This window comes from Quadrisphaera setariae (assembly GCF_008041935.1).
Lineage (GTDB): Bacteria > Actinomycetota > Actinomycetes > Actinomycetales > Quadrisphaeraceae > Quadrisphaera > Quadrisphaera setariae.
This window is the reverse complement of the sequence record NZ_VKAC01000003.1, coordinates 216,167-240,141: the sequence shown is the minus strand read 5'-3', so window position 1 is coordinate 240,141 and position 23,975 is coordinate 216,167. Positions and strand designations below refer to the sequence as shown.

Sequence of the window (23,975 nt, the reverse complement as noted above, 5' to 3'; positions counted from 1 at the left end):
CGGCGGGGTTCCTGCCGCCCTTCGCCGCAGGTTCACCCGTTCGGAGCAGCGGGCGCACGCAGCGCTACACCTGCTCGCGCACCACCTTGTGCTGGGCGGCCTGCGCCAGCGGCCGCACCACGAGCAGGTCGACGTTGACGTGGCGCGGGCGCGTGAGCATCCACGCGACGCAGTCGGCGACGTCCTCGGCCACCAGGGGCTCGCGCACCCCGGCGTAGACGGCGTCGGCGCGAGCGGCGTCACCGCCGGTGCGGTTGAGGGAGAACTCCTCGGTCCTCACCATCCCGGGCGCCACCTCGAGCACCCGGACCGGATCGCCGGCCAGCTCCAGGCGCAGCGTCTCGGCCATGACCGACTCCGCGTGCTTGGCGGCGGTGTACCCGCCGCCGCCCTCGTACGCGATCCGCGCGGCCGTCGAGCTCATCACCAGCACGTCACCGCCGGTGCCCGCGCGCAGCGCCGGCAGCAGCGCCTGCGTGACGCGCAGCGTGGCGAGGACGTTGACGTCGAACATGCGCTGCCAGTCCTCCACCTTCCCGCCCTCGACGGTGTCCGTGCCGAAGGCACCGCCGGCGTTGTTGACCAGCGCGGTGAGGTCACCGCCGAAGCGCTCCCGCACGACCTCGCGCAGGGCGTCGACGTCGGCCTGGGCGGTGAGGTCGGCGACGTGGGTGGAGCAGCCGGTCTCCTCCGCCAGGGCCGCCAGGCGGTCGGCGCGCCGCGCCACGGCCAGCACCTCGAAGCCCTCCGCGCGCAGCCGCCGCACGGTGGCGGCGCCGATGCCCGAGCTGGCCCCGGTGACGACGGCGGTGCGGGTGGTGGCGTCCTGGCTCATGGCCCGATCCCACCACCGGGCCTCCGCGGCCCGCGCGGGGGGCCGGGTCTCCACCGGGTCTCCGCCGGGTCGCTGGTGGCGCCGCTGGTCCGGCGGGGTCTGGGAGGATGGCCGCGTGTCCCTGACTGACCGCCCCACCTCCCCCACCGGCGCCCGCGGCCCCGCGACCGGCGTCCCCGACCGCCCGGCCCTGGAGGGCCTGGAGCAGAAGTGGGACGCGGCGTGGGAGGAGGGCGCCACCCACGCCTTCCCCCGCCAGGCGGCGCTGGCCGCCCCCGCCGGGGTGTACGCCGTCGACACCCCGCCGCCGACCGTGTCGGGCTCGCTGCACGTCGGGCACGTCTTCAGCTACACGCACACCGACGTCGTCGCCAGGTTCCAGCGGATGCGCGGTCGCACCGTCTTCTACCCGATGGGCTGGGACGACAACGGGCTCCCCACCGAGCGCCGGGTGCAGAACTACTACGGCGTCCGCTGCGACCCGTCCCTGCCCTACGAGGGCGAGGGCTTCACGCCGCCGCACTCGGGTGACGCCGGCTCGGTCAAGGCCGCCGACCAGGTGCCGGTCTCGCGGCGCACCTTCGTCGCCCTGTGCGAGCAGCTCACCGCGGAGGACGAGAAGGAGTTCGAGGCGCTGTGGCGCCGCCTGGGCCTCTCGGTCGACTGGTCGCTGACCTACTCGACCATCGGCGGGCCGGCCCGCGCCGCCTCGCAGCGCATGTTCCTGCGCGACCTCACCCGCGGCGCCGCCTACCAGGCGCAGGCCCCGGGCCTGTGGGACGTCACGTTCCAGACCGCCGTCGCCCAGGCCGAGCTGGAGGCCCGTGACTACCCGGGCGCCTACCACGAGGTCGCCTTCACGAAGGCCGACGGGAGTGGTGAGGTGGTCATCGAGACCACCCGCCCCGAGCTGCTGCCCGCGTGCGTCGCGCTCATCGCCCACCCCGACGACGAGCGCTACCAGCCGCTGTTCGGCACCACGGTGGTCTCCCCCGTCTTCGGGGTGGAGCTGCCGGTGCTCGCGCACCCCGCCGCCGAGCCCGACAAGGGCGCGGGCATCGCGATGTGCTGCACCTTCGGAGACCTGACCGACGTCACGTGGTGGCGCGACCTCGACCTGCCGACCCGACCCGTCGTCGCCCGTGACGGCCGCCTCGTCCGCGAGGTGCCGTCGTGGCTGTCCGGCTCCGGTGCGCAGGCCTACGGCGAGCTCGCCGGCAAGACCACGCACTCGGCGCGCATCGCCGCCGTCGACGCCCTGAAGGCCTCCAGGGCGCTCAAGGCGGAGCCGAAGCCCACCCAGCGCAAGGCCAACTTCTTCGAGAAGGGCGACAAGCCCCTCGAGATCGTCACCTCGCGCCAGTGGTACCTGCGCAACGGCGGCCGCTCCGCGGCCGGTTTCGAGGACCTGCGCGAGCAGCTGCTGGCCCGCGGCAGGGAGCTCGGCTTCCACCCCGACTTCATGCGGGTGCGCTACGAGAACTGGGTCGGCGGGCTCACCGGTGACTGGCTGGTCTCCCGCCAGCGCTTCTTCGGCGTGCCGATCCCGGTCTGGTACCGGGTCGGGGAGTCCGGTGAGGTCTCCTACGACGACGTGCTCGTGCCGGACGAGGCCGCCCTGCCGGTGGACCCCTCCACCGACGTGCCCCCGGGCTTCACCGAGTCCCAGCGCGGGGTCGCCGGCGGGTTCGTCGGTGAGACCGACGTCTTCGACACCTGGGCCACCTCGTCGCTGACCCCGCAGATCGCCGGCGGGTGGGAGCGCGACCCGGAGCTGTTCTCCGCGGTGTTCCCCTTCGACCTGCGCCCGCAGGGCCAGGACATCATCCGCACCTGGCTGTTCTCCACCGTGGTCCGCGCCCACCACGAGCACGGGTCGCTGCCGTGGTCGGACGCCGCCATCAGCGGCTGGATCCTCGACCCGGACCGCAAGAAGATGAGCAAGTCGAAGGGCAACGTCGTCACGCCCCTGGGCCTGCTGGAGGAGCACGGCGCCGACGGCGTCCGCTACTGGGCGGCGTCCGCGCGCCTGGGCACCGACGCCGCCTTCGAGGTCGGGCAGATGAAGATCGGGCGCCGCCTGGCGCTCAAGCTGCTCAACGTCTCCAAGTTCGCCCTGTCCATGGGCGCCACCGACCCGACGGCCCCGGTCACCGAGGCGATTGACAGGTCGGTGCTGGCCGGGCTGGCCTCCGTGGTGAGGACGGCGACGGACGCGCTCGAGCGCTACGAGCACACCGCGGCCCTGCAGGCGGCCGAGGCGTTCTTCTGGGCGTTCTGCGACGACTACGTCGAGCTCGTCAAGGACCGCGCCTACGGCGCCCAGGGCGAGGAGGCCGCGGCGTCGGCGCGGGCGGCGCTGGCGCGCTCGCTCGACACCATGCTGCGGCTGTTCGCGCCGTTCCTGCCCTTCGCCACCGAGGAGGTCTGGAGCTGGTGGCGCGCGGAGGAGGGCTCGGTGCACACCGCGCCCTGGCCGAGCGCGGAGCCGCTCTCGGAGGTGGCCGGCGACGCCGACCCGGCGCTGCTGTCCGCCGTCGGTCGCGCCCTGGCCGGGGTCCGCAAGGCCAAGAGCGAGGCGAAGGCGTCGATGCGCACCGAGGTGGTCACCGCGACGGTCTCGGCACCCGCCGCGCTGGTGCCGCTGCTCGAGGCCGGAGCCGCCGACCTGGCCGCCGCCGGCCGCGTGCGCGACCTGCGCATCACCGCCGGCGCCTCCGCCGCCGGGGGCGCCGAGGCGATCGCGGTGACCGACGTGGAGCTGGCGCCCCCCGCCCCCACCGCCTGACGGACGGTCGGACCCGACCACCCGGGCCCGACCGTGGACGCTGTGCTCCGGTGTGGAGCTCCAGGCCGGAGCACAGCGTCCACGGTCGCCCTGTGATCAGGTGCCGAGCTGCTGGCGCCGCACGGCGACGAGGCGCAGCACCTGCTCGCGGCAGACCGCCGGCTCCCTCGTGAGCCGGCGGTGCGCGTACCGCACGGTGAGGATGCCCAGCTCGGCGACGGCCGCGTCCCGTGCCAGGTCGCGCTCACGCTGCCACGGGCCGTCGTGGTACTGGCGGCCGTCCAGCTCGACGGCGAGCATCGCCCGCCGGTCGGAGCAGTCGAGCACGAAGGCCGACCCGTCCACCACCACCGGGACCTGCCGCTCGAGGTCGGCGAACGGCTGCCCCGTGAACACGCGCTCGTAGCCCCACAGCTCCAGCTCGCTGCGGCACCCGGCGTCGACCTTCGCCAGCAGGTCCTCCAGCCCGGCACGTCCGGGCAGACGCGGGTGCCGCGCGAGCTCCTCGCGCACGCGAGCCGCCGTCGTCGTGCGGCGGCGCACCGCCACGATGGCGGGCGCACGCTGGTCCGACCCGGTCAGCAGCGGCCAGCCCTCCACGACGGCCCCCTCCAGCGAGACCACGGGCATGCCGTCCCGCCGCCGCCCCGGTGACTCGACCCGCGTCCGGTGGACCTGCACCGTCACGGGGTGCGCGCCCCCCGCCCGTCGTCGGCGAGCAGCCGCGACGACGACGTGCACCGGATCGTCCGGCCGAGCGGGCGCGAGCAGCAGTCCCCACCGGCGCAGGGCGCTGAGGTGGCTGGGCTGAGCGGGTGGGCCGGCATGCAGGAGGGCCGCCAGGTCACGCGCGTCCGCGTCTGAGAGGAGCTCGGGCAGCAGCAGCACCCGTGGCAGTGCCTGGACCACGGCTCCGGACGCCACAGCACGCGCCACCGCGCCCGAGCTGGTCGCACCGCTCAGGTCCGACCACGTGGCCACTCCGCTGAGCTGGGCGAGCGCCGGGGGGGGACCAGTGAGGGAAGCACGTCGCCGAGCGTGGCGCGGGAGCACGGCGCAGGGTGCGGACCACCCACTCACCTGTGGACAGCACCGGCCCTGACGGGCCCTGTGGGCGGCCGAGCGGCCGAGCGGCCGAGCTGCCCAGACCGACCGAGGACGCTGTGCTCCGGTGCAGACATCCACACCGGAGCACAGCGTCCTCGGTCCGAGCTGGCGCGCGCTCCGGCCGCCTCGACCGGCGCGGTGCGCGCTGCGAGGTCAGGCGGACTTGTCGCGGCGCTCGCGCTTGCGGGCCTCGGACGCCTTGTCCTTGGGCACCAGCGTCGGGTTGACGTTCTTCAGCACGACGTCGCGGTCGACGACGACCCGGGCGACGTCGTCGCGACTGGGCAGGTCGAACATCACGGGGAGCAGGACCTCCTCCATGATCGCGCGGAGACCGCGGGCGCCGGTGCCGCGCAGGATCGCCTGCTCGGCGACGGCGACGAGCGCCTCGTCGGAGAACTCCAGCTCCACGCCGTCGATCTCGAACATCCGCTGGTACTGCTTCACCAGCGCGTTGCGGGGCTCGGTGAGGATGCGGACGAGGGCGTCCGCATCGAGCTCGCGCACGGTGGTGATGACGGGCAGACGGCCGATGAACTCGGGGATGAGCCCGAACTTCAGCAGGTCCTCCGGCATGACCTTGCCGAACATGCTGGGCAGGTCCGACGCGGCGTGCAGCGGGGCGCCGAAGCCGATGCCCTTCTTGCCCATGCGGCCCTGGATCATCTCCTCCAGGCCGGCGAAGGCGCCGCCCACGATGAACAGCACGTTCGTCGTGTCGATCTGGATGAACTCCTGGTGCGGGTGCTTGCGCCCGCCCTGCGGGGGCACCGACGCGGTGGTCCCCTCGAGGATCTTCAGCAGCGCCTGCTGCACGCCCTCGCCGGAGACGTCGCGCGTGATCGACGGGTTCTCGCTCTTGCGGGCGATCTTGTCGACCTCGTCGATGTAGATGATGCCCGTCTCGGCCTTCTTGACGTCGTAGTCAGCGGCCTGGATGAGCTTGAGGAGGATGTTCTCGACGTCCTCGCCGACGTAGCCCGCCTCGGTGAGGGCCGTGGCGTCCGCGATGGCGAACGGCACGTTCAGCATCTTCGCGAGCGTCTGCGCCAGGTACGTCTTGCCGCAGCCCGTGGGGCCGATGAGCAGGATGTTCGACTTGGCGATGTCGACGGGCTCCTCGACCTTCTTGGCCGGGTCGGACGCCTGGATCCGCTTGTAGTGGTTGTAGACGGCCACGCTGAGCGCCCGCTTGGCGTCGTCCTGGCCGATGATGTACTGCTCGAGGAAGCCGAAGATCTCGCGCGGCTTGGGCAGCTCGACGAGACCGAGCTCGCTCGCCTCGGCCAGCTCCTCCTCGATGATCTCGTTGCACAGGTCGATGCACTCGTCGCAGATGTAGACCCCGGGGCCCGCGATCAGCTTCTTGACCTGCTTCTGGCTCTTGCCGCAGAACGAGCACTTGAGCAGGTCCGCACCATCGCCGATCCGTGCCACGTGGGGGGCCTCCTCGAGTCGTCCCGCGCACCCGCGCGGATAGGTCCATGGAACACCACTGACGACGCTGTGTCAGCGGGACGAGCGGAGTTGCGGGCGGTGCTCGGCGGCGTGTCCGCCGGGCACCGCCCGCACTCTCAGGCGGTGGTGAGAGCGGAGGCCTTGCGGCTCTCGAGCACCTGGTCGACGAGGCCGTAGTCCTTGGCCTGGGCCGCGGTGAGGATCTTGTCGCGCTCGATGTCGACCTTGACCTGCTCAGGGGTCCGGCCGGTGTGGTGCGCCAGCGTCGTCTCGAGCCAGGAGCGCATCCGCAGCACCTCGGCGGCCTGGATCTCGATGTCGGAGGCCTGGCCGTAGTCGCCACCGGGGCTCGCCGGCTGGTGGATGAGCACGCGGGCGTTCGGCAGCGCCAGGCGCTTGCCGGGGCTGCCCGCCGCGAGCAGCACGGCCGCCGCGGAGGCCGCCTGCCCGAGGCAGACGGTCTGGATGTCGGGGCGGATGTACTGCATGGTGTCGTAGATCGCGGTCAGCGCGGTCATCGAGCCACCGGGGCTGTTGATGTACAGCGTGATGTCACGGTCCGGGTCCTGCGCCTCGAGGACGAGGAGCTGGGCCATGACGTCGTCGGCGGAGGCGTCGTCGACCTGGACGCCGAGGAAGATGACGCGGTCCTCGAAGAGGCGCGTGTACGGGTCCTGGCGCTTGAAGCCGTACGCCGTGCGCTCCTCGAACTGCGGGAGGACGTACCGCGACGTCGGGGCGCCGTGGGGGAAGGCCGGGGTGTTCATGGGAGTCTCCTGACTCTGCTCGTCGGCGTGCTCAGGACCCGGCCGAGCCGGTGCCGCCACCCTCGGGCACGTCGGCGGCGCTGGTGATGACGTGGTCGATGAAGCCGTACTCCTTGGCCTGCGCCGCGGTGAACCACCGGTCGCGGTCGTTGTCCTTGTTGATCTGCTCGATCGTCTGGCCGGTCTGGTCAGCGGTGAGCTGGGACAGGGTGCGCTTCATGTCGAGGATCAGCTCGGCCTGGATGGCGATGTCGCTGGCCGTGCCACCGATGCCGCCCGAGGGCTGGTGCATCATGATCCGCGCGTGCGGGGTGGCGTAGCGCTTGCCCTTCGCGCCGCTGGCCAGCAGGAACTGGCCCATCGAAGCGGCCAGGCCCATCGCCACCGTGGCGACGTCGGGCTTGACGTACTGCATGGTGTCGTAGATGGCCATGCCCGCGGTCACCGAGCCGCCGGGGCTGTTGATGTACAGCCAGATGTCGCGGTCCGGGTCCTCGGCGGCGAGCAGCATCAGCTGGGCGCAGATCGCGTTCGCGTTGTCGTCGCGCACGTCCGAGCCGAGCCAGATGATGCGCTCGCGCAGGAGGCGCTGGTAGATGTGCTCGTCGAGCCCCATCGGGGACGACGGCTGGCTGCGGGCCGTCACGTCGGCGGCCTCGGGTCCGCGCGGCCGGGAATCGCTCACGGGGTCGGTCTCCATCCATCTGGGCCGGGATCGCTCTCCGGCCACCGTCGTGGTCGCCCCCGGTGACGGGTTGGCGACCCTGTCGACACTAGCGCCGGGCACGGGCGCGGCAGTCCCGGTCCCCGCTCCTGTTCGCTGCGAGCGCACGCCACCGGGACCCCGTCGCAGACCAGGACGCTGACGGCGTCCGCCGGGTGGCGCCGCACCAGTCCCGCGAACGGCACGGGGCGCCCCTGTGCCAGAAGGACTGGCACAGGGGCGCCCCGTGCCAGTCGGGACGGACCCGACCGGCGGCGGTGGCGGCTCCGCCTCAGGGCGGAGCGCGTCCTCAGCTCTGGGTGCCGGAGCCCTCAGCGCCCTCGGCGGCCTCAGCCGAGCCGGCGGCCTCAGCGGCCTCGGCCTTCGGCTTGCGGGTGCGCTTCGGCTTCTCCTCGGCCTCGGCGGCCTCAGCGGCCTCACCCTCGGTGCCCTCGGCGTCAGCTGCCGGCTTCTTGGCGCGGGTGCGCTTCGGCTTCTCCTCGGCCTCAGCGGCCTCACCCTCGGAGGCCTCGGCGTCAGCAGCCGGCTTCTTGGCGCGGGTGCGCTTCGGCTTCTCCTCGGCCGCGAGGACCTCAGCGGCCTCGGAACCCTCGGAGGAGCCGCCCTCGGCGTCGTCCTCGTCCTCGTCGCCGAGGTCGACCTTGTTGCCGGAGGCGTCCGTCACGGTCGCCTTCTCGAGCACCGCGGCCAGCGCCTTGCGGCGAGCGACCTCCTGGACGAGCGCCGGCACCTGGCCGGCCTGGTCCATCGCCTGGGCGAAGGAGTTGGGGTCCATGCCGTAGGCGGGGGCCTGGGCGACGATGTACTCGACCAGCTCCTGCTGGGCGACCGTGACCTCTTCGGCCTCGGCCACGGCGTCGAGGAGGAACTGCGTGCGCAGCACGCGGCGGGTCTCCTCGGTCACCTCGGCGCGGTGCTCGTCGTCCTCGAGACGCGACTCGTTCTCGAGGTGGCGGTGCACCTCGTCCTCGACGACGCCGTCCGGCACGGGGATCTCGACCTGCTCCAGCAGGGCCTCGAGGACCTTGTCGCGCGCCTGGACGCCCTGGCGGAACTCCGCCTCGTCCTGCGCCTTGGAGCGCAGGTCGGCGCGGAGCTCGTCGACGGTGTCGAACTCGCTGGCGAGCTGGGCGAAGTCGTCGTCGAGCTCGGGGAGCTCGCGCACCTTGACGGACTTGACGACGACGGTGACCTCGGCGGACTCACCGGCGTGCTCGCCGCCGGCGAGCGTGGTGGTGAAGGAGCGCTCCTCGTCGACCGAGGCGCCCTCGAGGGCGTCGTCCATGCCCTCGAGCATGGTCCCGCGGCCCACGACGTAGCTGATGCCCTCGGCGGAGTCGATCTGCTCGCCGTCGATCTCAGCCGTGAGGTCGAGGGTGACGGAGTCGTCGGTCTGCACGGCGCGCTCGACGGGCACGAGGGTGCCGAAGCGGACGCGCAGCTCCTCGAGCTTGGCGTCGACGTCGGCGTCGGTGACCTCGACGTCGTCCACGGAGACGGAGATGGTGGAGAAGTCGGGCAGGTCGATCGTCGGGCGGACGTCCACCTCGGCGGTGAACTTCAGGTCACCGGCGTCCTTGCCCTCGCCGACCGGCACCTCGGTGATCTCGACCTCGGGCTGGCCCAGCGGCCGGACCGAGGACTCCTGCACGGCCTGCTGGTAGAAGCCGGGAAGCGCGTCGTTGACGGCTTCCTGGATGACCATGCCGCGGCCGAAGCGCTGGTCGATGACGCGCGCAGGCACCTTGCCGCGGCGGAAGCCCGGCACCGAGACCTGGCCGGCGATCGACTTGTAGGCCTTGTCGAGGCTCGGCTTCAGCTCGGCGAAGGGCACCTCGACGGTGAGCTTGACCCGCGTCGGGTTGAGGGTCTCGACGTCGCTCTTCACGGCAGGGGTTCTCCAGGTCTTGAGACGGTCGGTCAGTCAGCGTTCTGGTGCGGCGGGCTTCCGCGCGCCGGCGACGAGGTGGTGCAGGCTCGCGCGGGCAGCACCGAACCGCGCCGGGCACTGCCGGCCACCTTATCGCCGCTCGTCGGGGTACCCGGATTCGAACCGGGGGCCTTCCGCTCCCAAAGCGGACGCGCTACCTGGCTGCGCCACACCCCGTGCCCAGCGGGCGGTGTGAAGGCTACGCGCCCGCGCCGTGCGCCGTGCCGGTACTCTCGTGTCCGCGCCGTCCGCCGCCCCCCGGTCTCCGGGGGTGGTGACTGACGGTGATGCGGATGTAGCTCAATGGTAGAGCCTCAGTCTTCCAAACTGATTACGCGGGTTCGATTCCCGTCATCCGCTCCACAGGGCCCTCAGGGGCCCGGTCGGACCTGCGGCCCATGACGCGACGCGCCGGACGCGGGCAGGATGCCGCGCATGTCCGTCCCCGCTCCTCACGTCGTCGACTTCCGCGACGTCTCGACCGTCGGCCTCGAGTCCTCCCCCGTCGCCGACGCCCTCGCGGGCCTGCGCGCCAACGAGGCCCGCTACTTCCACACGAAGTTCGGCCACGCCTTCACCACCGAGCCCGCCGCCCCCGGCGAGCCGGGTGCCGACCTGGCCGAATGGGTGGCGGCCCTGCTGGCCTCCGAGCGCGACCTCGTCATCGGCTCCCGTCCCCTCGAAGCCACGACCTTCGTCGTCGAGAGCACCAGCTGGACCTACGTCTTCTACGAGTCCGGCCTGTCCGTCAACGTCCTCCACGGCCTGGAGGACGGCTCCAAGCGCGCCGTCGGCTTCAAGCTCTCCGACGGCATGGAGGTCCCGGCGGAGCTGGCGGACCGGTTCAAGTTCGCCCGCCAGCGCTCCAAGCTGGCCGGCACGATCCGCGGCTCGTTCTTCGTCATCAAGGGCAGTCACACCCCGCCGCGGCTCTGAGCCCCCGGCCGCCAGCCGTCAGGCCGCGGCCACCGCCACCAGCGAGGCCCCCACGGCCACGGCGGTCGCGACCGCACCGAGGAGCAGCCCGCGGCGCGCGCCGGCGAACCGCGGCGAGGTGCGGAACGGCTGCTCGACGGCCACGAGCGTCAGTGCGGCCAGCGGACCGGCCACGAGCAGCTCCAGCGCCAGGAGGGCGGGCCACCCGGAGAGCCCCAGCCGCTCGCCGGCGAAGACCACCGGCACGTGCCAGAGGTACCAGGAGTACGAGGCGCGCCCGGCCCAGCGCACGGGCCGTGCCGCGAGGAGGCGCCCCACCCCGCTCGGGCCTGCGCCCCGGGCCAGGCCCGGGGTGCCGACGGCGATGAGCGCGACGGTGCCGAGGGTCGGCACGAGCGCCGCCCACCCGGGGTAGGGCACGTCGTCGGTCCACAGGGAGCTGCTGAGGACCACCGCCAGCGCCAGCCAGCCGAGCGCGGGCACCCCGCGCCGCAGACCGCCCAGCCGACCGCCCAGCCGACCGCCCAGCCGACCGCCCAGCCGACCGCCCAGCCGACCGCCCAGCCGATCGCCCAGCCGGCCGCTGCCGGCGAGCTCCTCGAGGCGCGGCGTCGCCAGGGCGAGCAGGGCTCCTGCGGCGAGCTGCCACGCCCGGGTGGGCGAGGACAGGTAGGCGAGCGTCGGCAGCAGCGGCGTGAGCAGCACGGAGCACGCCAGTGACACCACCGCCACCGCTCCCGCGGCGACCGCGAGGCTGCGGCGCAGGGAGGTCCCGCGCCGTCTCGCGACCGCCACGACGAGGAGCACGAGAGCGGGCCACAGCAGGTAGAACTGCTCCTCCACCGCCAGTGACCAGTAGTGGAGCAGCGGGCTCGCCGCGGCGTCGGGGTGCAGGTCGACGGGGTCGGCCAGGGCCGAGCGCCAGTTGGCCACCTGCAGGGCCGCGGCGAGGCCGTCGCGACCCGTCTCGCCGAGCATCCGCGGGGCGAGCGCCGCGGTGGCGGCCAGGGTGACCACCAGGACGACGACGGCGGCCGGCAGGATCCGCCGCGCGCGGCGCGCGTAGAAGGCGGCCAGGCCCATGCGACCGGTCCGCTCGACCTCGCGCACGAGCAGCCCGGTGATGAGGAAGCCCGAGATGACGAAGAAGACGTCCACGCCGAGCCGACCCCCGCCCGAGCCCGGGACGCCGGCGTGGAAGAGCAGGACCAGGCCCAGGGCGACGGCCCGCAGGCCCTCGACGTCGGGACGGAAGCCGCCCGGCGCCTTCCCGGACGGGGCTCCCGCCCGTTGGGCCGCAGTGCGTGCTCTGGTCGGCGCCACCGGCGCCGGCGGTCGTGCCACGTCGTTCCCCCCCGATCGACTACTACCGAGAAAGTAGTAGACGAGCGGGTGCGCCTCACGCGCGACCCGGGGTCGCTGGGCCGAACGGGTGACGGGAAGCCGTCCCCGGGCAGGACTGCTAGCGGGCCAGCACCTCCAGGGCGCGGTGCCCCGCCTCGTGGACGAGGTCCACGGTCGCGAGGCCGCTGTCGGGCTCGTTCCCACCGCTGAGCACGTGCTGGAGCACCTCCGCGGTGTCCTCCACGGCGTGCCCGCCCGCCGCGAGCAGCACGGCGAGGCACAGCGCTCCGGCGGCCACGAGCGGCCGGCCGCTGCCGGGGCGCCGGGCGAGCAGGGCCCGGACCCGCTGGACGACGTCGCCCTCACCGCCCGCCAGGGCCACGCTGCGCCAGGCCGTCCGGCCCGCCAGGGAGGTGCGCACCAGCCCCGCGCGCGCGACGGCGCGGGCCACCAGAGGACGGTCCCCGCCGAGAGCGGCGACCGCGGACTCGTCCGCCCAGCGCTCGCTGGCGTAGCGCACCGAGCGCGGCAGACCGACGAGCAGCGGGTCCAGCGCGGCCGACCAGGCGGTCGCGGCCCGCAGCACGTCGTGGTGGTCGCGCAGGTGGGCCCGCTCGTGGGCCAGGAGCGCAGCCTGCTCGGGGCCGGGCAGGGCGTCCATGAGCGCGCGGGAGACCACCACACGCCCGCCGCGACTGGGCAGTGCGAACGCCTCCGCACCGTCGTCCACCACGATCACCCCGCCGGCAGGGCCGCCCAGGCGCGAGCAGAGGTCGTCGGCGGCGCGCAGCGCCTGCCGCCTGCGACGGCTCAGCGCGAGCGCGCGCACCACCCCGGCGGCCAGGAGCGCCACCGCCAGCGCCGACGCCGCAGGGGGCACGGGGACGTGGTGGGCGAGCCGCTCGGCGTCGTAGCCCACGAGGCCGGCGACCACGGGCAGCCGCGCCAGGAGCACCACCAGGTGCAGCACGAGCACGAGCGCCGTCACCGCGGAGCTGACGACGGCGCACGCCGCGAGCACGAGGGTCGCCGCCCGCGGAGGGCACCGGCGCGCCACCAGCGGGGCGCCGAGGGCGAGCAGGACGCTGGCCACCAGGGGCGCCTGCAGCGCGTAGAGCACGTCCGCCGCCTCAGCCGCGACGCTCGGCGTCACGCAGGAGCCGCTCGAGCAGCGGCACGTCGTCGGGTGACAGGTCACCGACGAAGCGGGCGAGCACGGCGTCCCGCCGGTCGCTGGCCTCCAGCGCCTGCCGCATCCGCGCGGCCGCCACGTCAGCGGCGTCCGCCACCCAGTAGCGGTGGGCGCGCCCGTCGCGCTCGCGCGCCACGAGGCCCTTGTCGTGCAGGCGCACCAGCGTGGTCATCACGGTGGTGTAGGCCAGCTCCGCACCGAGCCGCTCCCGCACCTGCGCCGGGGTGCAGGGACTGCCCGCGGCGGTCAGCGCCGCGAGCACCTCCCGCTCGAGGTCGCCTCGCGCACGCCGCGCTCCGTCCGTCGCCACCGACCCATCATGCCTGCTCAGCGGCCCAGTCCTCCAGGGGGACGACCTGGGCGGTCGGCCCGTCCAGGCTGGCGGCCTCGAGCAGCGCCTCGAGCGAGGCGATCAGCTGCTCCGTCACGGTGTCCACGTCGGCGAGCATCGACGGGCCGCCCGAGGGCTGTCCACCGAGCAGCACTCCGACCGGGCGATGCGGTCACCGGCCCGGGCGCCGCACTCCCCCGAGCGGACGCCCCCGGCGACCGGACCCTCACCCGTGCGAGGCGTCGTCGACGGCGCGCGGAGGGTCCGCCGCCAGCACGGCGCGGAGGAGGCCGGGGAAGCGCTGCTCGAGGTCGCCACTGCGCAGCGTGACCATGCGGTGCCTCCCGGTGGGGGTGGTGCGCACCACGCCGGCCTCCCGGAGGACCTTCAGCTGGTGGGACCGGGTGGACTTGGCCGCGGCGCCGCCCACCGCCTCGCAGGCGAGCCCGTGGGGCGGGGCCTGCGCCACGGCGCGCACGATGGCCAGCCGCGCCGGGTCGGCCAGGGCTGCCAGGACCCCCGTCAGGTCGATCTCCTCCACGTCGGGGTGGGGCAGGTCGCGCCTTGCGGAGCGCCCGCCCTGGCTGTCGTCCACGTCCCCAGGGTAGGCGGCGGGCGGCGGGACGGTCCGACGGTTGTGGAACTGTCACCCGCTCCGGTCTACGCTCGCCTCTGTTCGATGCACGTCGAACCGACGACTCGCCCCGGAGGACCGCGTGGACACCCAGCCGCACCCGAGCCGGACCCGGTCACGCGGACCGCGGTGGGGCCGGGGCCCCGCCTTCGCCCTCGTCGGCGTGCTGGTCCTGCTGTTCCTCGCAGCGTCGGCGGCCCCCTCGCCGCTCTACCCGGTCTGGGCGGCGCAGTGGGGGGCGACCCCGGGGGCGCTCACGGCCGTCTTCGCGGTCTACGCCCTCACCCTGCTCGCCGCGCTGCTGGTCTTCGGGCGCGCCTCCGACGTGGTGGGCCGCCGGCCGGTGCTGCTGGTCGCCACCGCGCTGGAGCTCGTCAGCCTGCTGGTCTTCCTGACCGCCTCGGACGTGGCGCTGCTGCTCCTGGCCCGCGCGGTCCAGGGCGTCGCCACCGGCCTGGCCATCGGCACCGCCGGCGCCGCGCTGCTCGACCTCGCCCCACCGCAGCGTCCGGCGCTCGGCGCCTTGGTGAACAGCGCCGCACCGACGTTCGGCCTGGGGCTGGGGGCGCTGGGGTCGGGCGCGGTCGTGGAGCTCGCGGCCGGCCCGGCAGGCCTGGTCTTCGGGGCCCTGGCGACCCTGGTGGCCGTCGTGCTCGTGGCGCTGGTCGCCCTGCCGGAGACGGCCGGCGAGGGCCCCGGCCCAGACCGCCGCGCCGCGCTCCTGCGCTCGCTGCGACCCAGCGCCGCCGTGCCGGCCGCGTCCCGGCGGCGCTTCGCCGCGGCCGTGCCCGTCTTCGTCGCCACCTGGGCGCTGGGCGCCCTGCAGCTCTCGCTGGGGCCGTCGGTGGCCCGCGAGGTGCTGCACGTCGAGCACCCGCTCGCCGGTGCCGCGCTGGTGGCGTCCTTCAGCGTGGCGGGCGGCACCGCCGCCCTCCTCGGCGCCCGCGCCAGCAGCCGCGCGCTGGAGCTGAGGGGCGCCCTGGCCCTCGGCGGCGGCAGCCTGGTCAGCACGGCGGGCCTGCTCACCGCCTCCCTGCCGGCCTACGCCACCGGGACGGTCCTCGCGGGAGCGGGCTTCGGGGCCGCCTTCGCCGGCGCTCTGCGCGCTGTGGCGGCCACAGCGGCGGCCGACCGGAGGGGGAGCCTCCTGACCAGCGTCTACGTGGTCAGCTACCTCGCCTTCAGCCTGCCCGCGCTGGCCGCCGGCGAGCTGTCGGGGAGGGTGGGGCTGCTGCCCGTGGTGGCCGTCTACACCGGCGCCGTCGTCGTCCTCGCCGCCGCGGCGGCACTGGTGGCGGGCAGGGCCCCGGCGCCGGCAGGACCAGCGCTGCGCACCTCCCCGACCTGCTCACAGGCGCAGACGCCGTAGGATCGGGCTCGACCATCCCGAGCGGCCGAGAGACCTGGCTCAGCGACGCCGCAGCAACCACCCGCGCGCCCCCGCGGACCGGTGCTACCGCCAGGACCGATGGAGGCCGTCGTGTCCAGCGTCGTCAGCGCACCCGCGCACACCCCCACCAGCTCGGTCCCCACCGGGGCGTCCCACGGCGACGCCGCCCCGGTCCCGGTGCGGCTGGAGGGCGTGGGCCGCCGCTTCGGCGACCACGTCGTCCTCGACGGCGTCGACCTCGACGTCGCCCCCGGGGAGGTGGTCGCCCTGCTGGGCGCCTCCGGCTGCGGCAAGTCGACGCTGCTGAGGGCGGTCGCCGGGCTCGACTCCCCCGACTCCGGCCGCGTGCTGCTGGACGGCCAGCCCGTCCGCGACCACGACCCCCGCTGCGCCGTCGCCTTCCAGGAGCCGCGCCTGCTGCCCTGGCGCACGCTGGCCGGGAACACCGCCCTCGGCCTGCCGCGCGGCACCCCGCGGGCCCGGGGCCGCGAGCGCGTGGCCGACCTCCTCGACCTCGTCGGGCTGGCGCGCTTCGCCGACCACCGCCCGCGCAGCGTCTCGGGGGGCATGGCCCAGCGGGCCGCCCTGGCCCGGGCGCTGGCCCGCCGCCCCGGGGTCCTCGTGCTGGACGAGCCGTTCGCGGCGCTGGACGCGCTGACGCGGCTGTCCATGCAGGACCTCCTGCTCGACGTGCTCGCCGCCACGCCCACCACCGTGCTGCTGGTCACCCACGACGTCGACGAGGCGCTCCACCTGGCCGACCGCGTCGTCGTCCTCGGACGCCCCGCGCGAGCGGCGACCGACGTCGGAGCCGGCGTGCTGCGCACCACCACCGTCGACCTCGCGCACCCCCGCGACCGCGGCGACGCGCACCTCGCCTCGCTGCGCGCCGAGCTGCTCGAGCTGCTCGGCGTCCCGCGCGCCTGACGGCGCGCCCCCACCCCACCGCGGCCCCGCCGCACCCCGCGCGACCCGCGCCACCCGCCCGACCCCGTGCCCGCCCGCACCTCGACGGACCTCCGGAGGCCCACCGTGACCAGCGCCCGCCTGCCCAGCCACCCCTCCCGCCGCTCGCTGCTCGGCCTGCTCGCCCTCGGACCGCTCGGCGCTGCCGGGCTGTCCGCGTGCGCGCAGGGCGAGGACGCCTCCGGCGCCGCCCCGGCGGCCGCCGGCAGCGGTTCCAGCTCCGCCGGGCAGCAGGCGCGGAAGCTCACCCTCGACTTCGCCACCTACAACCCCCTCAGCCTGGTCATCAAGGACCAGGAGTGGCTCGAGACCGACCTCGGAGGCCAGGGCGTCACGGTGGAGTGGGTGCAGTCCGCGGGGTCCAACAAGGCGAACGAGTTCCTCCGCAACGGCAACATCCAGATCGGCTCCACCGCAGGCGCCGCCGCGCTGCTGGCCCGCTCCAACGGCTCGCCCATCAAGGTGGTCGACGTGTTCAGCCAGCCGAACTGGTCGGGCGTGGTGGTCGGGAAGGACTCCCCCATCACCGGCGTCGCCGACCTGCGCGGCAGGCGCGTGGCCGCCACCACCGGCACCGACCCGTACTTCTTCCTGGTCCAGGCCCTCGGCACCGCGGGGCTGACCACGGCGGACATCACCCTGGAGAACCTCCAGCACGCCGACGGCCGCGCCGCGCTGGACGCCGGCAACGTCGACGCCTGGGCCGGGCTCGACCCGATCATGGCGGCCGCCCAGGCCGAGGGGGGCGCGAAGATCGTCTACGACAACATCGCCTTCAACTCCTACGGCGTGCTCAACGCCCGCGAGGACTTCCTGGCCGAGCACCCCGACCTCGCGCAGGCCGTGGTCAACGCCTACGAGAAGGCCCGCGCGTGGGTTCCCGCCAACCTCGAGGCGGCCACCGCGCTGCTGGCGCAGGTCGCCGGCATCGACCCCCAGGTGGCCGCCACCACGCTCGGTCGCACCAAGCTCGACATCTCCCCCGTTCCGGGCGCCACCCAGGCCGCGGTGCTGGAGGAGATCGGCCCGCTGTTCGTGGCCAACGGCGACGTCGCCGACCAGGGCACCGTCGACGAGGCGCTCTCGACCCTCTTCGAGCCCGCCTACGCGCAGAAGGCCGACCCCTCGTGAGCACGGACGCAGTGCCGCTGAGCGGTCGCAGCGCTGAGGCGCAGGGCCTCGGCGGCGTGCACGACCCGTCGTCGCCGCGCGGCAGCCGCGCCGGCCGGGGTCCGCGCAGGCCCCCCGCGGCCGGGGCCGCCGGGGCCCGCAAGCGGCTCTCGCCGTGGTGGGGAGCGCTGCTGCCGCTGGTGCTCCTCGGCGCGTGGCAGCTGGCCACGAGCACGGGGAACTACCCGGCCTCGCAGCTGCCCTCCCCCGCCGCCGTGGTGCGCGCGGCGGGCGACCTCTGGGAGCGCGGGCTCCTGCAGCAGCACATCGCCATCTCCGCCCAGCGCGTCTTCGTGGGCTTCGCCCTCGGGGCCGCCACCGGGCTCGTGGTCGGCTCGCTGGTCGGCCTGTCGCGCTGGGCCGACGCCCTGCTCGGCTCGACGATCGGCGCCCTGCGCGCCGTCCCGTCGCTGGCGTGGGTGCCGCTGCTGCTGCTGTGGATCGGCCTGGGCGAGCCGCCCAAGCTGACGCTCGTGGCCATCGGCGCCTTCTTCCCGGTGTTCACCACCACCGCCTCGGCGCTGCGCCACGTCGACGCCGGGCTCGTGGAGGCCGGCCGCGCCTACGGCCTGCGCGGGATCTCGCTGCTCACCCAGGTGCAGCTCCCCGCCGCCGTGCCCGCGGTCATCGCCGGCCTGCGGCTCGCGCTGGCGCAGTCGTGGCTGTTCCTCGTGGCGGCGGAGCTGCTGGCCTCCTCGATCGGCCTGGGCTACCTGCTCACCGAGAGCGTCAACAACGGCCGCACCGACCGGATCTTCCTGGCGATCATCACGCTGGCGGTGCTGGGCAAGCTCAGCGACGCGGTCGTCGGGCTGTTCGAGCGCTGGGCGCTGCGGCGGTGGGCGTGAGGCGTCACACCGCCGCGAGCACCGCCGCCACCGCGGCGACGGCGGCGCCCGCCAGCCGCACGGCGTCGGCGCGGCGCAGCCTGCGCACCAGCGCCTCGGACCGGCCGCTGCTGGCGAGCCGCCCGTGGGCCGGGCCGGCCGTCGTCGCCGTCACCACCACGACGACGACGACCGCGGCCACCGACGCCAGCGCTGCTGCGCCGCGCCACCCGGCGGGCAGCCCGCTGACCAGCACCGCAGCGCAGGCGAGCGCCAGCAGGCCGTACACGAGGCCGACCACGGGCGTGATCCGCCGCCGGTGGAGCTCGTGCGCCCGGCTCCAGCGGTCCTGGGCCCGGCCGTCGCCGCCGTCGTCGTGCGCCGCCCCGTTCGCCAGGAGGACCGGGTAGACCAGCGCGGTCACCACCAGCTGGAACCCCAGGTGCAGCGCCGTGGCCCCCACGAGCAGCACCGGCCCGGCAGTCTCCACTCCGACACCCTGGCTCGCCGGCCCCTCTCCCGCCCCCCGACCCCCACCCGGAGGACCCGTCCCGATGTCCCGCCCCCTCACCGCTCCTCTGTCAGCGCAGCCCTCGAGCGCCACCCTCACCACCCTGCTCGCCGAGGAGCGCACGTTCCCCGCTCCCGAGGCCGTCGCGCAGGTGGCCAACCTCGACGCCGCCGCGGCCGAGGCGTGGCGCCAGCGCGGCGTGGAGGACCCGGAGGGCTTCTGGGCGGAGCAGGCGGCGCACCTGGACTGGGAGACGCCGTGGAACACGGTGCTGCAGTGGTCTCCGCCGACCTTCGCCGAAGGGGCTGACGTCACCGACCCGCTGGCGGAGCTGTCCGTGCCGTCGGCGCGGTGGTTCGACGGCGGCACCCTCAACGCGGCGGTGAACTGCCTGGACCGGCACGTGGCAGCGGGCCACGGCGACCGGGTGGCCACGCACTTCGAGGGCGAGCGCGGGGACACCCGCACGATCACGTACGCCGACCTGCTCGCCGAGGTCAGCCGGGCCGCGAACGCGCTCTCGGCGCTCGGCGTGGAGCCGGGCGACCGCGTGGTGCTCTACCTGCCGGTCATCCCCGAGACGCTCATCACGGTGCTGGCGTGCGCGCGCATCGGCGCGGTGCACTCCCTCGTCTTCGGCGGCTTCTCGGCGGAGGCGCTGCGCTTCCGGGTGGCGGACACGACGGCGAAGGTGGTCGTCGCCACTGACGGGCAGTTCCGCCGCGGCAGGGCGGTCCCCGTGAAGGCCGCCGTCGACGAGGCGGTCGCCGGGCTCGACCACGTCGAGCACGTGCTCGTGGTGCGGCGCACCGGCGAGGAGGCCTTCGCCGGAGAGCCCATCCCGTGGACCGAGGGCCGTGACGTGTGGTGGCACGACGTCGTCGACACCGCGGACACCGCCCACGAGGCCGTGGCCTTCCCCGCGGAGCACCCGCTCTTCATCATCTACACGTCCGGCTCGACCGGTAGGCCGAAGGGCCTGCTGCACACCACCGGCGGCTACCTCACGCACGCGCGGTACGCGCACTGGGCGCACTTCGACGCCCACCCCGAGACCGACGTCCACTGGTGCACCGCCGACCTCGCCTGGGTGACGGCGCACTCCTTCGCCATCTACGGGCCGCTGCTCAACGGCGTCACGCAGGTCATGTACGAGGGCGTGCCCGACTTCCCCGCCCCGGGCCGGCACTTCGAGATCATCGAGAAGTACCGCGCGACGACGTACTACACCGCGCCGACGCTGGTCCGGGCCTGCATGACGTGGGGCGACGACGTGCCCGCCCGGTACGACCTGTCGAGCCTCAAGCTGCTCGGCAGCGTCGGGGAGCCCATCAACCCCGAGGTGTGGATGTGGTTCCGCGAGAACGTGGGCGGCGGCACCGCGCCCGTCGTCGACACGTGGTGGCAGTCCGAGACCGGCGCGACCGTCGTGGCGCCGCTGCCGGGCGCGACCACCCTCAAGCCGGGGTCGGCCACCCGCCCGCTCCCGGGCCTGGACGCCGCCGTCGTCGACGACACCGGCGCCGAGGTGCAGCCCAGCCAGGGCGGCTGGCTCGTGGTCCGCAGGCCGTGGCCGGGGATGGCCCGCACGGTGTGGGGGAACCCCGAACGCTACCGCGACGCCTACTGGCGCCAGTTCGCCGTGCAGGGCTACTACGCCGCCGGCGACGGCGCCCGCTACGACGCCGACCGCTACCTGTGGCTGCTCGGGCGCCTGGACGACGTCGTCAACGTCTCCGGGCACCGCCTGTCGACCACCGAGGTGGAGTCGGCGCTGGTGGCGCACCCCGACGTCGCTGAGGCCGGCGTGGTGGGCGTCGGCGACGAGCTGACCGGCCAGGCGGTGGCGGCCTTCGTCATCCCCTCTCGCCGGTCGGTGCTCGACGACGACGACGCGCACCCCGCGCTGGAGGCCGCGCTGCGCCAGCAGGTCGCGACCGTCATCGGTCCGGTGGCCAAGCCCAAGCACGTGGTGGTGGTCCGCGACCTCCCCAAGACCCGCAGCGGCAAGATCATGCGGCGCATCCTCGGCGACCTGCTCGAGGGCAGGGCACCGGGCGACACGACGTCCCTGTCCGACGAGCGCGCCGTCGACGCCGTCCGCGACGGCATCGCAGCCCGCCGCGCCAGGACGACGACCAGCACCGCAGCCCGCTGACCCCCCTGAGACGCAGAGAGAGGATGGACGCATGAGCCAGGACACCCCCGGCGGCGCCGCCGTCGACCCGGAGACCGCCGGCCAGGTCAGCACCGAGGACGCCAGCCCGCAGGCCGTTCCCGGTGCGGTCTCCCCCGACCCGCTCGCCCAGCGGCCCAGCGGTGAGCGCACGTGGGGCTTCCGCACCCGGTCGCTTCACGCCGGCGGCACCCCCGACTCGGCGACCGGCGCCCGCGCCGTCCCGATCTACCAGTCGACGTCGTTCGTGTTCGAGGACACCGCCGACGCCGCCAACCTCTTCAGCCTGCAGAAGTACGGCAACATCTACAGCCGGCTGGCCAACCCCACGGTCGCGGCGTTCGAGGAGCGCATCGCCTCCCTCGAGGGCGGCATCGGCGCGGTGGCCACCGCCTCGGGCATGAGCGCGGAGTTCATCACCCTGGCCGCGCTCGCCGGAGCTGGTGACCACGTCGTCGCGAGCTCACAGCTGTACGGCGGCACGGTGACGCTGCTCGACGTGACGCTGCGCCGGTTCGGCGTCGAGACGACGTTCGTCGCCGGCACCGACCCCGCCGACTACGCCGCCGCCATCACCGACAGGACCAAGGCCGTCTACACCGAGGTGGTGGCCAACCCCTCCGGCGAGGTGGCCGACCTGGCCGGGCTGGCCGAGGTCGCTCACGCCGCGGGGGTGCCGCTGGTCGTCGACGCGACGCTCACCCCGCCCTACCTCGTCCGCCCGATCGAGCACGGCGCCGACATCGTCATCCACTCCGCCACCAAGTTCCTCGGCGGCCACGGCACCACCCTCGGCGGTGTGGTCGTCGAGAGCGGGCGCTTCGACTGGGGCAGCGGCCGCTTCCCGCAGATGACCGAGCCGGTGCCCAGCTACAACGGCATCCGCTGGTGGCAGAACTTCGGCGAGTACGGCTTCCTCACCAAGCTGCGCTCCGAGCAGCTGCGCGACACCGGCCCGTCGCTGTCCGCGCAGTCGGCGTTCCAGCTGCTGCAGGGCGTCGAGACCCTCGCCCCGCGGATGGAGGAGCACCTGCGCAACGCCCGCGGCGTGGCCGAGTGGCTCGACCGCGACCCCCGCGTCGCGTGGGTCAACTGGGCCGGGCTCCCCTCGCACGTGCACTTCGAGCGGGCGAAGAAGTACCTGCCGCTGGGGCCGAGCTCGGTGTTCTCCTTCGGCGTCGAGGGCGACCGCGAGGCCGGGCGCCGCTTCATCGAGTCGGTGCAGCTCGCGTCCCACCTGGCCAACGTGGGCGACACCCGCACCCTCGTCATCCACCCGGCGTCGACCACGCACCAGCAGCTGAGCGCCGAGCAGCTCGAGGCCGGCGGCGTGAAGCCGGAGCTGGTCCGCATCTCCGTCGGGCTGGAAGACCTCGACGACATCCTCTGGGACCTCGACCAGGCCCTGACCGCCGCCGTGAAGGAGGGCTGACGCGATGACGCTCACCGTGGACAACACCCGCACCTGGGTGGGGCCGACCGCCCCCGAGCGCCTCGCGCTGCTGCGCGAGGCGAAGAGCATCGCGATCGTCGGCGCGTCGGAGAACCAGGCCCGGGCCAGCTTCTTCGTGGCGACCTACCTGCTCTCCAGCTCCCCGTACGACGTCTGCTTCATCAACCCGCGGGCGAAGGAGATCCTCGGCCACCCGGTCTACCCGACCCTGGCCGACCTGCCCGTGGTGCCCGACGTGGTGGACGTCTTCCGCCGCCACGACGACCTGCCGAGCGTGCTCGACGAGGTCCTCGAGCTGCGCGAGACGAAGGGCGGTGGCACCTCACCGTCCGTGCTCTGGCTGCAGCTGGGCTCGTGGCACGAGGAGGTCGCCCGGCGCGCCGAGGCCGCCGGCGTCTCGGTGGTCATGGACCGCTGCGTGAAGATCGAGCACGCCCGCTTCCACGGCGGCCTCCACCTCGCGGGCTTCGACACCGGAGTCATCTCCAGCCGGCGGCAGATCCGCGCCTGATCCGGTGTTGCAGCAGGGGGCGGTGCTCAGCAGCGACGCACCGCCCCCGCCCCGGGGACCCCGGGCCCTCGCTCCACCCCCGACCCCGGAGGTCACCCGTGCTCCGCCGCTCCCCCTTCGTCCTGCTCGCCGCCGCCGCCGCGCTGGCCCTGTCCGCCTGCAGCGGTGGCTCCCCCGCTGACGGCATCGTCGGCGGCAGCTCCAGCGCTGCGCCCTCGGGCTCGGCCTCCGGCACCGGCGGGGTGCTGCGCGTGGCCTCCGAGGGCACCTACTCCCCGTTCACGTACCACGACCAGAAGGACGGCGGGAAGCTCACCGGCTACGACGTCGACGTCATCACCGCGGTCGGCCAGAAGATGGGCATGCAGGTCGAGTTCACCGACGTCACCTGGGACGCGATCTTCGCCGGCCTCGAGGCGGGCCGCTACGACGTCATCGCCAACCAGGTCACGGTGAACCCCGAGCGCCAGGCGCTCTACGACTTCTCCACCCCGTACACGACGTCCACCGGCGCGATCATCACCCGCGCTGACGACACCTCCATCACGTCGCTTCAGTCTCTGGCCGGCAAGACCACGGCGCAGTCGTCCACGAGCAACTGGGCGCAGGTCGCCTCCGGCGCCGGAGCGGAGGTCGAGGCGGTGGAGGGCTTCACCCAGGCGGTCACCCTGCTCAAGCAGGGGCGCGTCGACGCGACCGTCAACGACGACCTCGCCGCCCTGGACTACCTCAAGACCACCGGCGACACCTCGGTGAAGATCGCTGCCAAGACCGACGACACCAGCGAGCAGGCGTTCGCCCTCGGCAAGGGCTCGGAGCTGACGCCGAAGGTCGACGAGGCCCTCGCCGAGCTCGAGGCCGACGGGACGCTGGCCCAGATCTCGCAGAAGTACTTCGGCGAGGACGTCTCCCGGTGACCGCACGG

Annotated in this window: 22 protein-coding genes and 2 tRNA genes; 12 read left to right on the top strand and 12 right to left on the bottom strand. The window is 74.4% G+C overall.

Annotation, left to right across the window (positions count from 1 at the left end):
* Nucleotides 1-64: 64 nt before the first annotated feature.
* Entirely contained in the window at nucleotides 65-835 is a 771-nt protein-coding gene (locus FMM08_RS06425) for an SDR family oxidoreductase (RefSeq protein WP_147925520.1), read from the bottom strand.
* 121 nt (nucleotides 836-956) lie between these two features.
* Here FMM08_RS06425 and valS point away from each other — a divergent pair, with 121 nt between their 5' ends.
* On the top strand, nucleotides 957-3,623 hold the full coding sequence (valS, locus tag FMM08_RS06420) for a valine--tRNA ligase (protein ID WP_369431678.1): 2,667 nt from the start codon (nucleotides 957-959) through the stop codon (nucleotides 3,621-3,623).
* 96 nt (nucleotides 3,624-3,719) lie between these two features.
* Here the strand turns inward: valS and FMM08_RS06415 are convergent, their stop codons facing one another.
* A complete protein-coding gene (locus tag FMM08_RS06415; protein WP_147925519.1) occupies nucleotides 3,720-4,253 on the bottom strand; it encodes a DUF559 domain-containing protein in 534 nt (177 codons plus the stop codon).
* A gap of 60 nt (nucleotides 4,254-4,313) precedes the next feature.
* On the opposite strand from FMM08_RS06415, the gene FMM08_RS22905 reads away from it, so the two are divergent.
* Nucleotides 4,314-4,487: a hypothetical protein gene (locus tag FMM08_RS22905; RefSeq protein WP_187279588.1), complete on the top strand. Its 174-nt coding sequence runs from the start codon at nucleotides 4,314-4,316 to the stop codon at nucleotides 4,485-4,487.
* A 396-nt stretch (nucleotides 4,488-4,883) separates the two neighbouring features.
* Here the strand turns inward: FMM08_RS22905 and clpX are convergent, their stop codons facing one another.
* The 5 genes from clpX to FMM08_RS06390 all read right to left on the bottom strand — a co-directional run bounded on the left by clpX (nucleotide 4,884) and on the right by FMM08_RS06390 (nucleotide 9,786).
* Nucleotides 4,884-6,167, bottom strand: a complete 1,284-nt coding sequence (gene clpX / locus FMM08_RS06410; RefSeq protein WP_147925518.1) for an ATP-dependent Clp protease ATP-binding subunit ClpX — start codon at nucleotides 6,165-6,167, stop codon at nucleotides 4,884-4,886.
* A gap of 137 nt (nucleotides 6,168-6,304) precedes the next feature.
* The gene (locus tag FMM08_RS06405; RefSeq protein ID WP_147925517.1) at nucleotides 6,305-6,955 is read right to left on the bottom strand and encodes an ATP-dependent Clp protease proteolytic subunit; all 651 of its coding nucleotides are present in this window, start codon (nucleotides 6,953-6,955) and stop codon (nucleotides 6,305-6,307) included.
* A 31-nt stretch (nucleotides 6,956-6,986) separates the two neighbouring features.
* A complete protein-coding gene (locus FMM08_RS06400; protein WP_147925676.1) occupies nucleotides 6,987-7,571 on the bottom strand; it encodes an ATP-dependent Clp protease proteolytic subunit in 585 nt (194 codons plus the stop codon).
* 397 nt (nucleotides 7,572-7,968) lie between these two features.
* On the bottom strand, nucleotides 7,969-9,567 hold the full coding sequence (gene tig / locus FMM08_RS06395) for a trigger factor (protein WP_147925516.1): 1,599 nt from the start codon (nucleotides 9,565-9,567) through the stop codon (nucleotides 7,969-7,971).
* Between the two features lie 145 nt (nucleotides 9,568-9,712).
* Nucleotides 9,713-9,786: transfer RNA gene (locus FMM08_RS06390), tRNA-Pro, on the bottom strand.
* A 112-nt stretch (nucleotides 9,787-9,898) separates the two neighbouring features.
* Between FMM08_RS06390 and FMM08_RS06385 the strand changes: the two genes are divergently transcribed.
* Nucleotides 9,899-9,972: transfer RNA gene (locus tag FMM08_RS06385), tRNA-Gly, on the top strand.
* A gap of 72 nt (nucleotides 9,973-10,044) precedes the next feature.
* Nucleotides 10,045-10,545 carry a DUF8821 family protein gene (locus tag FMM08_RS06380; RefSeq protein ID WP_147925515.1) on the top strand — a complete coding sequence of 167 codons (501 nt, stop codon included), beginning with the start codon at nucleotides 10,045-10,047 and terminating at the stop codon, nucleotides 10,543-10,545.
* Nucleotides 10,546-10,563: 18 nt separating this feature from the next.
* Here FMM08_RS06380 and FMM08_RS06375 read toward each other — a convergent pair whose 3' ends face one another.
* The 4 genes from FMM08_RS06375 to FMM08_RS06360 all read right to left on the bottom strand — a co-directional run bounded on the left by FMM08_RS06375 (nucleotide 10,564) and on the right by FMM08_RS06360 (nucleotide 14,007).
* The gene (locus FMM08_RS06375) at nucleotides 10,564-11,889 is read right to left on the bottom strand and encodes an acyltransferase family protein (RefSeq protein ID WP_187279587.1); all 1,326 of its coding nucleotides are present in this window, start codon (nucleotides 11,887-11,889) and stop codon (nucleotides 10,564-10,566) included.
* 118 nt (nucleotides 11,890-12,007) lie between these two features.
* The gene (locus tag FMM08_RS06370) at nucleotides 12,008-13,042 is read right to left on the bottom strand and encodes a M48 family metalloprotease (RefSeq protein ID WP_147925513.1); all 1,035 of its coding nucleotides are present in this window, start codon (nucleotides 13,040-13,042) and stop codon (nucleotides 12,008-12,010) included.
* Nucleotides 13,020-13,391 carry a BlaI/MecI/CopY family transcriptional regulator gene (locus FMM08_RS06365; protein ID WP_147925512.1) on the bottom strand — a complete coding sequence of 124 codons (372 nt, stop codon included), beginning with the start codon at nucleotides 13,389-13,391 and terminating at the stop codon, nucleotides 13,020-13,022. The genes FMM08_RS06370 and FMM08_RS06365 overlap by 23 nt, the downstream gene beginning before the upstream one ends.
* Nucleotides 13,392-13,638: 247 nt before the next feature.
* Nucleotides 13,639-14,007, bottom strand: a complete 369-nt coding sequence (locus FMM08_RS06360) for an ArsR/SmtB family transcription factor (protein ID WP_147925511.1) — start codon at nucleotides 14,005-14,007, stop codon at nucleotides 13,639-13,641.
* A gap of 121 nt (nucleotides 14,008-14,128) precedes the next feature.
* On the opposite strand from FMM08_RS06360, the gene FMM08_RS06355 reads away from it, so the two are divergent.
* The 4 genes from FMM08_RS06355 to FMM08_RS06340 all read left to right on the top strand — a co-directional run bounded on the left by FMM08_RS06355 (nucleotide 14,129) and on the right by FMM08_RS06340 (nucleotide 18,420).
* Nucleotides 14,129-15,415 carry an MFS transporter gene (locus FMM08_RS06355; RefSeq protein WP_147925510.1) on the top strand — a complete coding sequence of 429 codons (1,287 nt, stop codon included), beginning with the start codon at nucleotides 14,129-14,131 and terminating at the stop codon, nucleotides 15,413-15,415.
* A 99-nt stretch (nucleotides 15,416-15,514) separates the two neighbouring features.
* Nucleotides 15,515-16,363: an ABC transporter ATP-binding protein gene (locus FMM08_RS06350; RefSeq protein WP_147925509.1), complete on the top strand. Its 849-nt coding sequence runs from the start codon at nucleotides 15,515-15,517 to the stop codon at nucleotides 16,361-16,363.
* A gap of 105 nt (nucleotides 16,364-16,468) precedes the next feature.
* Nucleotides 16,469-17,533, top strand: coding sequence for an aliphatic sulfonate ABC transporter substrate-binding protein (locus FMM08_RS06345; protein WP_222710476.1), 1,065 nt, complete (start codon nucleotides 16,469-16,471; stop codon nucleotides 17,531-17,533).
* A complete protein-coding gene (locus tag FMM08_RS06340) occupies nucleotides 17,530-18,420 on the top strand; it encodes an ABC transporter permease (protein ID WP_255472110.1) in 891 nt (296 codons plus the stop codon). Before FMM08_RS06345 ends, FMM08_RS06340 begins: the two co-directional genes overlap by 4 nt.
* Before the next feature lie 4 nt (nucleotides 18,421-18,424).
* On the opposite strand, the gene FMM08_RS06335 is transcribed toward FMM08_RS06340, so the two are convergent.
* Nucleotides 18,425-18,889 carry a hypothetical protein gene (locus FMM08_RS06335; RefSeq protein ID WP_222710475.1) on the bottom strand — a complete coding sequence of 155 codons (465 nt, stop codon included), beginning with the start codon at nucleotides 18,887-18,889 and terminating at the stop codon, nucleotides 18,425-18,427.
* 64 nt (nucleotides 18,890-18,953) lie between these two features.
* Between FMM08_RS06335 and acs the strand changes: the two genes are divergently transcribed.
* The 4 genes from acs to FMM08_RS06315 all read left to right on the top strand — a co-directional run bounded on the left by acs (nucleotide 18,954) and on the right by FMM08_RS06315 (nucleotide 23,967).
* On the top strand, nucleotides 18,954-21,068 hold the full coding sequence (gene acs, locus FMM08_RS06330) for an acetate--CoA ligase (RefSeq protein ID WP_147925508.1): 2,115 nt from the start codon (nucleotides 18,954-18,956) through the stop codon (nucleotides 21,066-21,068).
* A gap of 31 nt (nucleotides 21,069-21,099) precedes the next feature.
* A complete protein-coding gene (locus tag FMM08_RS06325) occupies nucleotides 21,100-22,518 on the top strand; it encodes an O-acetylhomoserine aminocarboxypropyltransferase/cysteine synthase family protein (RefSeq protein WP_147925507.1) in 1,419 nt (472 codons plus the stop codon).
* A gap of 4 nt (nucleotides 22,519-22,522) precedes the next feature.
* Entirely contained in the window at nucleotides 22,523-23,050 is a 528-nt protein-coding gene (locus FMM08_RS06320; protein ID WP_147925506.1) for a CoA-binding protein, read from the top strand.
* A gap of 98 nt (nucleotides 23,051-23,148) precedes the next feature.
* A complete protein-coding gene (locus tag FMM08_RS06315) occupies nucleotides 23,149-23,967 on the top strand; it encodes an amino acid ABC transporter substrate-binding protein (RefSeq protein ID WP_147925505.1) in 819 nt (272 codons plus the stop codon).
* The last annotated feature ends 8 nt before the right edge of the window (nucleotides 23,968-23,975 follow it).